This is a genomic window from Streptomyces sp. NPDC006872, assembly GCF_040635845.1.
In the GTDB taxonomy this organism is placed as follows: domain Bacteria; phylum Actinomycetota; class Actinomycetes; order Streptomycetales; family Streptomycetaceae; genus Streptomyces.
In genome coordinates this window covers 44,196-56,754 of the sequence record NZ_JBEYIL010000026.1, presented here as the reverse complement: position 1 = coordinate 56,754, position 12,559 = coordinate 44,196, and the positions used below count along the sequence as shown (strand labels likewise).

Sequence of the window (12,559 nt, the reverse complement as noted above, 5' to 3'; positions counted from 1 at the left end):
AGTGTTGAGCACGCCCGATCCCCACCACGCACCTGGCACGCTGGTCGAGCTCTTCCGGGCGACCGCCGCGCGCCACCCTCGCCGGAACGCCGTCAGCGACGACCGACAGACGTTCACCTACGAGGAGTTGGACCGGCGTTCCGATGCCCTCGCGGCACATCTCGGCACGCGCGGCGTAGGCCGGGAGGATCGCGTGGTGGTGCACCGCCCCCGCTCCTGCGAGGTCTTTGTCGCCCTCCTCGGCATCCTGAAGGCGGGCGCGGTCTACGTCGCCGTGGACGTCCGTTACCCGGACAGCCGACGGGACCTGATGATCCGCCGCAGCGGCGCGAAGACCGTCGTCACCGAACCGGGCTGGGCGGCACGTCTGTCTCATCTGGACACCGACGTTGTCGAGTGGCGCAGCGAGGCCGCCCCCACGGTCGACCGGATCCCCGCGCCGCCCGTACCCCAGGACGCGGCCTGTGTCCTGTTCACCTCGGGCTCCACCGGCGTCCCCAAGAGCTTTGTGCTGGAGCACCGTCACCTGCTGGCGTTCGCCCGCAACTCCGCCATGCCGGAGCTGCTCCCGACCGACCGGACCAGCCAGATCGCCAGCGTCTCCTTCGACGCCTTCCATTTCGAGACCTGGTGCAGCTTCGCCTACGGCGCCGAGATCGTCGTCCTCCCTTCCATGACCGAACTGCTGACGTCGGACGTGCAGCGGGAGATCGAGCGCCGGCGCATCAGCGTCATGATCGCGCCGACGATGGCGTTCAACCACCTGGCGCGCGAGACCCCGGAGACGTTCTCCAGCCTGCGGGTCCTCCAGGTCGGCGGTGGCGTCATGTCCGCCGCCGCCTGCCGGGACGTCCTGGCGAGCGGCTTCACGGGCTCGCTGTGGAACCTGTACGGCCCCTCGGAGACCACGACCGGCTGCTCGGCGCACCGGATCGACGCGGTCGGACCCGAGGAGACCACGGTCCCCATAGGCCGAGTCCTGGACGGTTTCTCGATGTATGTGCTGGATGCCGATCGCCGGCCTGTTCCTGCCGGTGAGGTCGGTGAGATCCATGTCGGCGGCCGGGGAGTCTCGCGCGGCTACATCGGCCAGCCGGAGCTGACGGCGCAGCGTTTCCTTATCGACCCCTTCGCCGGTGACGGCAGCCGCATGTACGCCACGGGCGACCTCGGCCGACAGCGGGCCGACGGGATCTTCGAGTACATGGGCCGGGCCGACGACCAGGTGAAGATACGCGGCTACCGGGTGGAGCCCGCCGAAGTCGAACAGGTCCTCGCCCAGCACCCGTTGGCCCGGGAGGCGATCGTCCTGGCCGTCGGCGAGGGGCTGGATCTGCGGCTGGTGGCGTTCGTGGCCGCCGACGAGGCCCTGAGCGTCGCGGAATTGATCGCGTACGCCGAGAAGGAGCTCCCGGAGTTCATGGTTCCCAGCCGCTTTCTGCTGCTGCCCGGCATTCCCGCCAACGAGAACGGCAAACGGGACGTGGACACGCTGCGGCGGCTGCTCGACGAGGAGACCCGTGACCTGACGGCGGACGACCGGCCGACAGGACAGACGGAGACATACCTCGCCGGCCTCTGGGAGGAACTGCTGGGGGAGGGACCGATCGGCGCGGAGCACGATTTCTTCGCCGCGGGCGGCAACTCCCTGCTCGCCTTCCGCATCCGGCAGCGTGTCGCCAAGGACCTGGGCATCTCGCTCGGCTTCCGGGTGGTGCTGGACCATCCGGTGCTCCGGGACCTGGCGGCGCTGATCGACGCGGAGCGAGCTGACGCGAACGCGGGGGTGTCCTGATGCGCCGCTTGGCTGTCGTCCACGACGTGGGTGCCGCGAGCGTGGTGGACGTCGCTGTGGCACTGGAGGGCCTTGCCGAGCCGGTCTTCGTCTGTCCGGACTCCGGGGTGGGCGAGCAACCCCGCGAAGAGATGGCCGAGTTCGGCAGGCTCTGCGACATCGGCGGACTAGGCCCGGACGAGGCCGCCGCGAAGGTGCGGCAGGAGCGGCCCGACGGCATCGTCACCTTCAACGACTACCAGCTCGCGACCACCGCCGGCCTCGCTGTGGCCCTCGACCTGCCCTTCCACCGGCCGGAGCTTGTGCACACGCTGCTGCACAAGTCCGCACAGCGCGCGGTGCTCAACGCTTGCGCCGCATCCGAAGTGCCCTCCCGGCTGGTGACGGAGGAGGCGTCCGCGCTGGAGGCGCTGGCCGACACCGGCCTCCCGGCCGTGTTCAAGCCCGACGTGGGGACCGGGAGCCGCAACACCTACCGGATCCGCTCCACCGAGGACCTGCGCGCCGCATGCCGCGCGGAGTTCCCCGACGGCGCGCCGGCAGGCCCGGACGCCGCCTTCGTCCTGGAGAGCGAACTCCCGGGGCGGCCGGACACCGCGCCCTGGGCGGACTACATCTCTGTCGAGTCCGCCGTCCTGGACGGCGCACTCTGCCATCTGGCGGTCACCGGGAAGTTCCCGCTGGAGCCGCCGTTCCGCGAGACCGGCTCCTTCTTGCCGGCCGACCTGAGCGAGAGGGACGAGCGGCTGGTCCTGGACGCCGTGACCCGGGCACTGACGGCCCTGGACATTCGCACCGGGCTATGCCACACCGAGGTGAAGCTCACGCCCTCAGGCCCGCAGGTCATCGAGGTCAACGGGCGCCTGGGCGGGCCGATCGGCCCACTGCTCGCACGGGCGTGCGGCCTGGACCCGGTGCGCCTGGCGGCCCGGATCGCTCTCGGGGACGGCGGAGCCCAGGACGAGATCCGGGACATCGCGTTCGATCGGATCGCCTTCAAGTACGCCCGACTGCCCCCGATGAGCGCCCGGCGGGTGGCGGAGGTCCGGGGCCTGGAACGGCTGCGTGCCCTGCCCGGCGTCGCACGCGTCGTGCCGGGACAGGGCGTCGGCAGCACCACCGACTGGCATGTGGGCACGTCCGGCCATGTGTACCTGTGCTTTGGCACCGCAGCCTCGCACGGTGAACTGGCCGTACTGCTCGAGAAGATGAGCGATGCGGTCGAGGTCGGCTACGAGTGATGTCCATCAGGGATACGAGACTGCGAGGGCTGAATTGAACACGACATGCTTGGTGCGCTCATTCCGCGATCTCGACACGAACGACCTCGGACGCGGACGCCCTGTCGTCACCCTGTTCAGCGGTGGGCTGGACAGCAGCTATCTGCTCCACCGTCTGGCCCGAACGGGATATCGCAACATCCATGCGGTGAGTGTGGATGTGGGCGACGACGAAACCACCACGGAGAAACAGCGCATAGCAGACTCGCTCGGCGTCAACCTGCACATCATCGACGCGCGGGAGACCTTCGTCCACGAGTTCGTGCGACCCGCGATCTCCGCCCAGGCCGTCTACCTGGACACCCACCCGATCAGTTCCTCGCTGAGCCGTCCGCTCATCGCGCGCCTGGCTGTGCAACTCGCCCGGAACATCGGGGCGCACACGGTCCTGCACACCGCCAACCGCTCGCAGAACACCTTGCGTCGGCTCAACGGCGCGATCGGTCTCCTCGGCTTCAGCGGGGTGTACGGCAGCCCGTACGAACTCGACCCGATCAGCCGGGACCAGAAGATCTGGGAGCTGAAGCAGGCGGGTCTGGAGGAGATGGCGGGCCGGATCGTCAGCGGAGACTCCAACCTGTGGTGCCGCGAGTTCGAGTCCGGCATCCTCGACGACCCCGAGGACCACGCGGTACCCGATCACCTGTACCGGTGGAGCGTCATGACGGCCGACACGGCCGAGGAGGTCGTCGAGGTCCGCCTCCGCGCCGGGGTGCCGGTGGCGGTGGACGGCAGGGCACTCCCGCTGACGGAGCTGATCGACGAACTGAACCGGCGCGTGGGCTCCTTCGGCATCGGCCGGTACAGCGGCCTGGAACATCTCGCGGGCGGGGAAAAGGTCCTGGAAATCCGGGAAATGCCTGCGGCGTGCCTCCTGCTCCGCACCTACCGTCACCTGGAAACGGCCGTGCTGGACGCTGAGACCATCCGGGAGAAGATGCACGTCGAGCAGGTGTGGGTCCGAGAGGCGCTGGAGGGCCGCTGGTTCGGCGAACTGCGTGCGGCCTGCCAGAAGTTCATCGAGACGTGCGCGGAAAAAGTGGACGGCGCGGTGCGATGGCGGCTTACCGCCGGCTCCGCGCAGACCACGGGGATCCTGGCGGACCACCCCCTCTACCTGCGCAACCGGGAGGACTGGGAGCAACACTCGACCGGCGTAGTTCATGCCTGAGGCGAGAAACCGCAGGAACCGACGGCCCCAAGACCACAGAGGAAGGTCAAGCGATATGCCGGCGATGTCAGCCGAGACCCTGGCGACCGCTCGCTCCGCCTACGCGGACAAGGGCTGGTTCGTGGCGCCTGACCCACTGCGCCCGGACGCTCTCGACAAGGTCCGCGAGAGCATGCGCGCCCTGTCAGGGACCGTCCGCCCCGAAGTGGTGTACGAGGAGGGCACACGGACGGTCCGCGCCCTGCACGGCTGCCACCGCTACGACGAGGTCTGCGCCGAACTGGTCCGGCACCCCACGCTGCTGGACCTGGCGGAGGGGCTGATCGGCGGACCCGTCTACCTCTACCAGTTCAAGGTAAACATAAAGAGCCCCCGACAAGGCCAGGAGTGGCCCTGGCACCAGGACTACGCGTTCTGGGCGCACGAGGACGGCATGCCGACGTGCGACGCAGTGAACATCGCCCTCAACATCGACGACGTGCACGAGGCGAACGGCCCCCTCACCGTATTGACGGGCTCGCACAGGGTCGGTCTGGTAGAGGCGGCCGGGAGCGGGGCGAAGGCCGGTCGCGATTGGCGGGACCACGTCTCCGCCAAGCTCACCCACACCGTCCCGGAGGAGGAGGTGAAGGCGTTGACCGGCACGTTCCCGCCAGAACAACTACTGGGCCCGGCGGGCACCGTGACCGCCTTCCACCCATCGATCATCCACTCGTCCACGAACAACACATCCGACGACCGCCGCGCCATGCTCGTCCTCACGTACAACTCCGTGACCAATGTGCCGACGCACTCGACCCGCCCGGCGTTCCTGGTCGACCCCGACACAACGCCCGTACAGCGCCTGGAGAACGCCCTGGCCTGACTGCCACGCAACCAGACAGCGCCGGACCCTTCCCCCGGGTCTTCAGCGGTCCCGGCGCCCTTCCACAGTTGTGCTCCTCGAGGTAGTGGCTTGTCACGTGGCCTTGGCCAGGTAATCGACCTCCTGGTCGGTGGGGCAGCAGACTGCCCTCAACATCTGCTCTTGGAGGGGGACGTGGGATGTCGACCCAGTGTGTTCGTCCGGCCGGTCAGTATGGAGACCGTCACAGACATCACGATGCTGATGCAGGTCGGCGAGGACTACGTCCGCGATGTCATCCACGCCTTCAACGAGTGGGGGATTCGACGCCCTGAACCCACAATGGAACGGGGGACGCGCCAAGACGATCAGTGACGAGGCGCGTGAGCATATGTGCCTGATCGCCCGGACGTCCCCCGCCGACGGACGGGTGATATGCGTCGACGAGTTCGGACCGCTGAACCTGATGCCGCGCAAGGGCAAGACGTGGGGGCCGGTCAAGCGTCCGCGCAGGCTGCGGGCCACCTGCAACCGCTACGGCGGCGTGCTGCACATGCTCGCCGCTCTCGACCTGGCCACCGGCAAGCTCTACTACCGCATCCGGCCGCGCAAGCGGTGGCGCGAGTTCCTCGGCCTCCTCAAGGCACTGCGCGCCCGCCGGCCCGGGGAGAAGCTGTACCTGGTGCTGGACAACTTCTCCCCGCACAAGCACGCCAAGGTGCGTGCCTGGGCATCTGACAACGACATCCAGCCGGTCTTTCTGCCGACCTATGGCTCCTGGCTGAACTGGATCGAGGCCGAGTTCGCGGCCTTGCGCCACTTCGCGCTCAACGGCACCGACCACCGCGGCCGTGAAGAGCAGAATGCTGCCATCGCCGCCTACGTCCGCCGGCGCAATGCCCGCGCCGGCCCGAAGACGAACTTCGCACCCGCCTCGCCGATCCGTTCGTGGACCGAATACCCGGCCAAGGCCGCATGACGAGCCGCTCTAGATCACTTCCCGGAGCACCTCGTCCACCGGAGTGGCGCTCATACCGAGGATCTTCTCGGTCTCGGAGTAGTCGATGACGAACGGGTCACCCGGCTTGGTGAGCACTTCGTGCATTTCCGCCCAGAACAGCTCGGTGAACGCGAGCAGGGTCAGATCGCGTTCGGTCATCTCTTCCATCCGCGGTTCCGGTGCCCCCGCGAGTTCACTTCTCCGGTGCCGCCGAGTTCTACCAGACGACCTTCACCGGCCCGGGCGCGTTCCGCGAGGCGACCTTTACCGACATGGCTGAGTTCGGCAGGACGACCTTCTCGAGTACTGCCGAGTTCGGCGATGCGACCTTCACCGGCATCGCCGTGTTTGCCGATGCGACCTTCACCGGCACCGCCCGGTTCGACGGGACGACCTTCACCGATCTGGCCGCGTTCGGCGATGCCACCTTCACCGGCGATGCCTCGTTCTACGATGCGACCTTCACCGGTCTGGCCCGGTTCCACCGGGCGACCTTCACTGGCGATGCGTCGTTCGGCGGGGCGACCTTCTCCGGCGACGCCTCGTTCGGCGGGGCGACCTTCTCCGGCGACGCCGGGTTCAACGGGGCACGTTTCGAGACGGTGTCGCGCTTGGGGCCGCTGGTGTGCGGTAAACAGGTGGTACTGGACGGTGCGGTATTCCAGCAGCCGGTGACGGTGGAGATCGCCGCCCGACAGGTGAGTTGTGCGCGCACCAAGTGGACATCGACGGCCACACTGCACCTGCGGTATGCCGAACTGGATCTGAGGGACTCAATTTTCGAGTACCCGGTGGTAGTTGCTGCCCGCCCGGACCCTTTCCGACACTACGGCTGGGATGAGCCGTTGCTGGAGACGGAGCTGTCCAGTCAGAAGCCCGACGTACACCTGGTGTCGGTGGGCGGGGTGGACGCCGCGCACCTGGCACTGCAAGACATCAACCTGAGCAGGTGCAGGTTCGCCGGCGCTGTCCACCTCGACCAGCTGAAGGTGGACGGCTGGTGCACCTTCGCCGCCGTCCCCGCCGGCTGGAGGAGGCGCTTTCCCTTGTGGTGGAGCCAGCGCAACACACTGGCAGAGGAGCATTACTGGCGGGTGCGCACCGCTCGCCACCCCACTCGAGCCCGCGGCTGGACGCCTCCGGCGCAAGACGTTGCCGAGCTGAAGCCGACGGCGGTGGCGGCTCTGTACCGGCAGCTGCGCAAGTCCCTGGAAGACGGCAAGAACGAGCCGGATGCCGCCGACTTCTATTACGGCGAATGTGAGATGCGCCGCCACGACGCCAACCGGCCCTGGGGGGATCGGGTACTGCTGACGGCCTACTGGGCCCTGTCGGGTTACGGGCTGCGCGCCATTCGCGTGCTGGCCTGGCTAGGGGTGGCCATGGCCGCCACGATCGCGGTGATGGTGCTGTGGGGACTGCCCGCCGATGACCCGAAGCAGATCACCACCGGCCAACAGGTGGCAGTCGGGCAGAAGATCACCTTCACCACCGACACCCCCGACCCGCAGAACCCCTCTGGCCCATGGACCGAACGCGTCACCGCCAAGCGGTTCGAGAGAGCCCTGCGCGTGGCGATCAACTCGGTGATCTTCCGTTCTTCTGAACAGGGTCTCACCACCACAGGCACCTACACCGAGATGACCTCCCGGCTGGCCGAACCCGTCCTCTTCACCCTTGCCGTACTGGCGGTGCGCGGCCGTGTCAAACGCTGACCCGTCCCTGGCCCTCCGGTAGTTCGGTCAACTGGTCCTCCTGGCCGTCGCGGCAGGCCTGCCGGATATGCCCGCGCTTGCTGTGGAAGATCGCCCTCGCCAGGGTGTGGCGGGACCCCTGCGAGGAAAGGCGTCCGGCCGCAGGGCGAGCTCCGTTCGCTCGGCGAGAGCGATTGCCCCGCCTCTAGACATCCGATCTCTTCTCCGGCGAAGATGATCGCGCCCTCGATGGACGTCGATGTGGCGGTCATGCCCCCGCGAAAGAGCCGATGAATAGGCCGGGAGATCTCACTGTGATCAATGACTCTCAACCGCAGCGACGGAGCATCCTCAAGTTCGGCGGTGCCCTCGCCTTCGCACCTTTGATCACTCAGCTGACCGGCGGTATCCCCGCGGGACAGGCCGTTGCCGCAGGGACCGACGCGCCGACGGCCGTCCAGTGGCCGACTCTGTCACGCAAGGCGCTGAAGTATCGCGTCCCCGCGGCGGACTGGCAGTCCCAGGCCCTGCCGATCGGCAACGGCAGACTCGGCGCCATGCTCTTCGCCGATCCCTACGAGGAGCGCATCCAGTTCAACGAACAGAGCCTGTGGGGCGGGGTCAACAACTACGACAACGCTCTCGCCGGCAAGCCGGACAGCGATTTCGACACCGGCATGACGGGCTTCGGCTCGTACCGGAACTTCGGTGACGTCGTCGTCGCCTTCGCTCCCCGCGCGAGCCCGAAGATCACGGCCCCGGGCGGACCGTACAGCAGCTCCTCGTCGGAGGGTGTCGAGAAGACGTACGACGGTGAATCGAGCACCAAGTGGTGCATCGACGGGCCCGGTTCGAAGGTGCAGTGGCAGGTCGAGCTCCCCGAACCCGTCGCGGTCGCCTCCTACCGTCTGACGAGCGCCAACGACGTGCCACAGCGCGACCCGCAGCAGTGGACGCTCTCCGGTTCCGCCGACGGCGCCACCTGGACCACGCTGGACAGCCGCACTCTGGCCGCGCCCTTCGAGAGCCGTTTCCAGACGAAGGAGTTCACCTGCGCCGCCCCCGCCGCCTACCGCTTCTACCGGTTCGACTTCGTCCCCAAGGCGGGCGTCAGCCACTTCCAGGTGAGCGAGATCGGTCTGTCCGGCGTCGACCTCGGTGCGGGCGGTTCGATGTATCTGTCGTCGCCGAGCGGGCACTCCAAGGGATCCGGTGGCGGCTCCAAGTCCAGGACCACGGACATCTCGTGTTCGGTGGACCGTGATCCGGCCACCGTGTGGCGGGTCGACGCCGACGCACCGGCGGTCGTCTGGCAGGCCGACCTGCCCCGCGCCGTCGTCGTCACCTCGTACGCGCTGACGGCGGCACCGGACCGGCCGCGGGACGACCCCCGGCGATGGGTGCTGGAGGCGTCGCAGGACGGGCGTACCTGGACGACCCTCGACACGCAGAACCCCGGAAAGTCCTTCGCCGACCGCGGCGAGACCCGGACCTTCCCGATCGCCGACAGCACGGCCTACCGCGCCTACCGGCTCACCCTGACCCCCGGCGCGTCCTCCACCGGCGTGCAGATCGCGGAGATCGCGCTGCAGGGCCCGGGCTTCGACACGCGCACGCAGCGAGCGGTCGTCGACTACCAGCGCAGCCTGGACTTCGTGAAAGGCGTCCACGTCACCCGCTTCGGCGCGCCGGGACGCCGCGTCCTGCGCGAGGCCTTCGCCAGCCGGTCCGCGGACGTCATGGTCTTCCGATACACGTCGGACGGCGCCAGGGGACTCTCCGGAGCGATATCGCTGACCTCCGCACAGGACGACGCCCCGACGACCGTCGACGCCCGGGCCGGGCGGATCGCCTTCAGCGGTGTCATGGGCAACGGACTCAAGCACACCTGCACCGTCAAGGCCGTACACACGGACGGCGACCTGCGCGCCGACGGGTCGGTGCTGCGGTTCAGCGGCTGCACGACCCTGACCCTGTTCCTCGACGCCCGCACCGACTACAAGCTCGACGCCGCCGCCGGTTGGCGCGGAGCCGCTCCGGAACCGATCGTCGCCAGGACGCTCGCCAAGGCCGTCGCCCGGCCCTACGCCAAGCTGCGCGACGAGCACACCGCCGAGGTTCGCGCCCTCATGAACCGGGTCTCGGTCGCCTGGGGCACCTCCGCCGCAGACGTCGTCGCGCTGCCGACCGACGCCCGGCTGGCACGGTACGCGGCGGGCGGCGAGGACCCGACGCTCGAGCAGGCGATGTTCGACTACGGCCGCTACCTCCTGATCAGCTCCTCCCGCCCGAACGGCCTGCCCGCCAACCTCCAGGGCCTGTGGAACGACAGCAACCAGCCGGCGTGGGCCTCCGACTACCACACCAACATCAACATCCAGATGAACTACTGGGGGGCCGAGACGACGAACCTGCCGGAGTGTCATGAGGCACTCGTCAGGTTCATCGAGCAGGTGGCGGTGCCCAGCCGTGTGGCGACCCGCAACGCGTTCGGGCAGGACACGCGCGGCTGGACCGCCCGTACCAGCCAGAGCGTCTTCGGCGGCAACTCGTGGGAGTGGAACACGGTCGCGAGCGCCTGGTACGCCCAACACCTGTACGAGCACTGGGCGTTCACCCAGGACCTGGGCTATCTCCGGACCATCGCCTACCCGATGATCAAGGAGATCTGCGAGTTCTGGGAGGACCAGCTCAAGGAGCGCGAGGACGGACTCCTCGTCTCGCCGAACGGCTGGTCCCCCGAGCACGGGCCGCGCGAGGACGGCGTCATGTACGACCAGCAGATCATCTGGGACCTGTTCCAGAACTACCTCGACTGCGAGTCGGTGCTCAAGGCGGACCCCGCCTACCGGGCCAAGGTCGCGGACATGCAGGCGCGGCTCGCCCCGAACAAGATCGGCAGTTGGGGTCAACTGCAGGAGTGGCAGGAGGACTTGGACAGCCCCACCGACTACCACCGCCACACCTCGCATCTCTTCGCGGTCTACCCGGGCCGCCAGATCACCCCGGAGACAGCCGAGTTCGCAGCCGCGGCCCTCGTCTCGCTCAAGGCGCGGTGCGGTGAGAAGGAGGGTGTTCCGTTCACGGCCGCGACGGTGCATGACGACAGCCGTCGCTCGTGGACCTGGCCCTGGCGGTCGGCCCTCTTCGCCCGCCTCGGCGACGGGGAGCGCGCCCAGATCATGCTGCGCGGCCTGCTGGCCTACAACACGCTGCCCAACCTGTTCGGCAACCACCCGCCCTTCCAGATGGACGGCAACTTCGGTATGACGGGCGCCGTGGCGGAGATGCTCCTGCAGAGCCACGACGGGGTCGTCCACCTGCTGCCCGCCCTGCCGGACGGCTGGAAGGCCAAGGGTTCCTTCACCGGGCTCCGCGCCCGCGGCGGCTATGAGGTCGACTGCGAGTGGCGGGACGGGAAGGTCACGTCCTACAGAGTCGTGGCCGACCGGGCACGGAACCGGGGGAGTGTCACCGTGCGGGTGAACGGCGTCGACAAGAAGGTGAAGCCGGCCAAGTCCTGAGGGCGGCAGCGGACTCAGGGTCGGATGACGAGTTGTTCGATGAGGTCGTCGCGGAGCGTGAACTGGTAGCGCAGATCGATGGCGCCGCCGGGGAAGTCGCCTTCGAGGTGGTGCGTGGCGATGTAGTGGTCCGTGTCGGTCTGCTGGGCGCCGGTGAGGTGGACGGTGTAGGTGAATTCGGTGGCGGACCGGCCCAGCCACCGCTCGATCGCGTCGGTGCCCCGGTAGGTGTTGCCGTCGTCGATCACAGTGGCGTCGCCGGCGAACGCCGTGACGGCGGCGGCGGTGTCGTGGGCGTGGTGCGCCCGGAGGTAGCGGGTGATCACCTCGGGCAGGGCGTCCGGGGTGATGGTCCGGGGCTGGTGGTCGTGCATGACGCTCCTCATGGTGGTGGCGGGTTCAGACGGTGGGGGTGGTGCCGCCGTCGATGACGTGTTCGGCGCCGACGATGGCCGAGGCGCGGTCGGAGACGAGGAAGGCGACGAGCTCGGCGACTTCCTCGGGCCGGTTGGGGCGGCCGAGCGGGATGCCTCCCAGCGAGTCCATGAGCCGGCCCAGCGCCGCTTCCTGGGTGATGTCGGCTTCGTGAGCGATCCGGGCGATGAGGTCGTCGGCGGACGGTGTCTGAACGAAGCCGGGGGAGACGGTGTTGACGCGGACGCCGTGGGGGGCTACCTCGTTGGCCAGGCCTTTGCTGTAGGTCGTCAGCGCGGCTTTGGCGGCGGCGTAGGCCAGGGTTGCGTTCCACAGTGGCATGCGGCGCTGTTTCGAGGTGACGTGCACGATCGCACCCTTGCCCTTGGTGATCATGTGCGGGAGCAGGGCGCGGTCCAGGCGGACGGCGGCCAGCAGATTCGTGTTCAGCTCCCTTGCCCAGTCGTCCTCGCCGAGCGCCGCGAACCCACCGGCCGGCGCCTCGGAACCGCCGAGGGTGTTGACCAGGATGTCGACGCCTCCCATACGGGCGTCCACCTCGGCGGCCACGCGGGCGGCGCCTTCGGCCGTGGACAGGTCGGCGGCGACAAAGGCCTTCTCCTCGACGTCGTGCGGGCGGCTGCGGGCTGTGACGATCACGTTCGCACCAGCCTGGACGAGGCGTCGGGCGATGGCGGCTCCGGTGCCCTTGGTGCCGCCGGTCACCAGAGCGCGCCGGTCGGCGAGGGATTCGCTGATGGATGTGGTCACGGCGTGTTCCGTTTCTGGATGCGGGCATGCGAGGCGCCGCTCCCGTCGTTACTGCTAAACTAGAAG

Annotated in this window: 10 protein-coding genes; 7 read left to right on the top strand and 3 right to left on the bottom strand. The window is 68.5% G+C overall.

The window, feature by feature from the left end; translation table 11 throughout:
• Positions 1-4: 4 nt before the first annotated feature.
• The 5 genes from ABZ725_RS46815 to ABZ725_RS46795 all read left to right on the top strand — a co-directional run bounded on the left by ABZ725_RS46815 (position 5) and on the right by ABZ725_RS46795 (position 6,069).
• Positions 5-1,795, top strand: a complete 1,791-nt coding sequence (locus ABZ725_RS46815; protein WP_358808479.1) for a non-ribosomal peptide synthetase — start codon at positions 5-7, stop codon at positions 1,793-1,795.
• Complete coding sequence (locus ABZ725_RS46810) at positions 1,795-3,036, top strand: hypothetical protein (RefSeq protein WP_358808478.1); 1,242 nt, start codon at positions 1,795-1,797, stop codon at positions 3,034-3,036. The genes ABZ725_RS46815 and ABZ725_RS46810 overlap by 1 nt, the downstream gene beginning before the upstream one ends.
• Before the next feature lie 52 nt (positions 3,037-3,088).
• Entirely contained in the window at positions 3,089-4,246 is a 1,158-nt protein-coding gene (locus tag ABZ725_RS46805) for an argininosuccinate synthase-related protein (protein ID WP_358808477.1), read from the top strand.
• Positions 4,247-4,301: 55 nt separating this feature from the next.
• Positions 4,302-5,111 (top strand): phytanoyl-CoA dioxygenase family protein, encoded by an 810-nt coding sequence (locus ABZ725_RS46800; protein WP_358808476.1) that lies wholly within the window; start codon positions 4,302-4,304, stop codon positions 5,109-5,111.
• A gap of 370 nt (positions 5,112-5,481) precedes the next feature.
• Positions 5,482-6,069 carry an IS630 family transposase gene (locus tag ABZ725_RS46795; RefSeq protein ID WP_358808475.1) on the top strand — a complete coding sequence of 196 codons (588 nt, stop codon included), beginning with the start codon at positions 5,482-5,484 and terminating at the stop codon, positions 6,067-6,069.
• 9 nt (positions 6,070-6,078) lie between these two features.
• On the opposite strand, the gene ABZ725_RS46790 is transcribed toward ABZ725_RS46795, so the two are convergent.
• Positions 6,079-6,258 (bottom strand): hypothetical protein, encoded by a 180-nt coding sequence (locus ABZ725_RS46790; RefSeq protein ID WP_358808474.1) that lies wholly within the window; start codon positions 6,256-6,258, stop codon positions 6,079-6,081.
• An 11-nt stretch (positions 6,259-6,269) separates the two neighbouring features.
• Here ABZ725_RS46790 and ABZ725_RS46785 point away from each other — a divergent pair, with 11 nt between their 5' ends.
• Positions 6,270-7,805, top strand: a complete 1,536-nt coding sequence (locus ABZ725_RS46785) for a pentapeptide repeat-containing protein (RefSeq protein ID WP_358808473.1) — start codon at positions 6,270-6,272, stop codon at positions 7,803-7,805.
• Positions 7,806-8,098: 293 nt separating this feature from the next.
• Positions 8,099-11,308 (top strand): glycoside hydrolase N-terminal domain-containing protein, encoded by a 3,210-nt coding sequence (locus tag ABZ725_RS46780; protein ID WP_358808472.1) that lies wholly within the window; start codon positions 8,099-8,101, stop codon positions 11,306-11,308.
• Positions 11,309-11,322: 14 nt separating this feature from the next.
• Here the strand turns inward: ABZ725_RS46780 and ABZ725_RS46775 are convergent, their stop codons facing one another.
• Entirely contained in the window at positions 11,323-11,682 is a 360-nt protein-coding gene (locus ABZ725_RS46775; RefSeq protein WP_358808471.1) for a nuclear transport factor 2 family protein, read from the bottom strand.
• A gap of 25 nt (positions 11,683-11,707) precedes the next feature.
• Complete coding sequence (locus ABZ725_RS46770; protein WP_358808470.1) at positions 11,708-12,493, bottom strand: SDR family oxidoreductase; 786 nt, start codon at positions 12,491-12,493, stop codon at positions 11,708-11,710.
• Positions 12,494-12,559: the final 66 nt, after the last annotated feature.

What these genes read in the sequence shown, in the direction of transcription:
- ABZ725_RS46810 (WP_358808478.1), top strand. Translation starts at nt 1,795, where the DNA reads ATGCGCCGCTTGGCTGTCGTCCACGACGTGGGTGCCGCGAGCGTGGTG.
- ABZ725_RS46795 (WP_358808475.1), top strand. Translation starts at nt 5,482, where the DNA reads ATGTGCCTGATCGCCCGGACGTCCCCCGCCGACGGACGGGTGATATGC.
- ABZ725_RS46790 (WP_358808474.1), bottom strand. Translation starts at nt 6,258, where the DNA reads ATGGAAGAGATGACCGAACGCGATCTGACCCTGCTCGCGTTCACCGAG.
- ABZ725_RS46775 (WP_358808471.1), bottom strand. Translation starts at nt 11,682, where the DNA reads ATGCACGACCACCAGCCCCGGACCATCACCCCGGACGCCCTGCCCGAG.
- ABZ725_RS46800 (WP_358808476.1), top strand. Translation starts at nt 4,302, where the DNA reads ATGCCGGCGATGTCAGCCGAGACCCTGGCGACCGCTCGCTCCGCCTAC.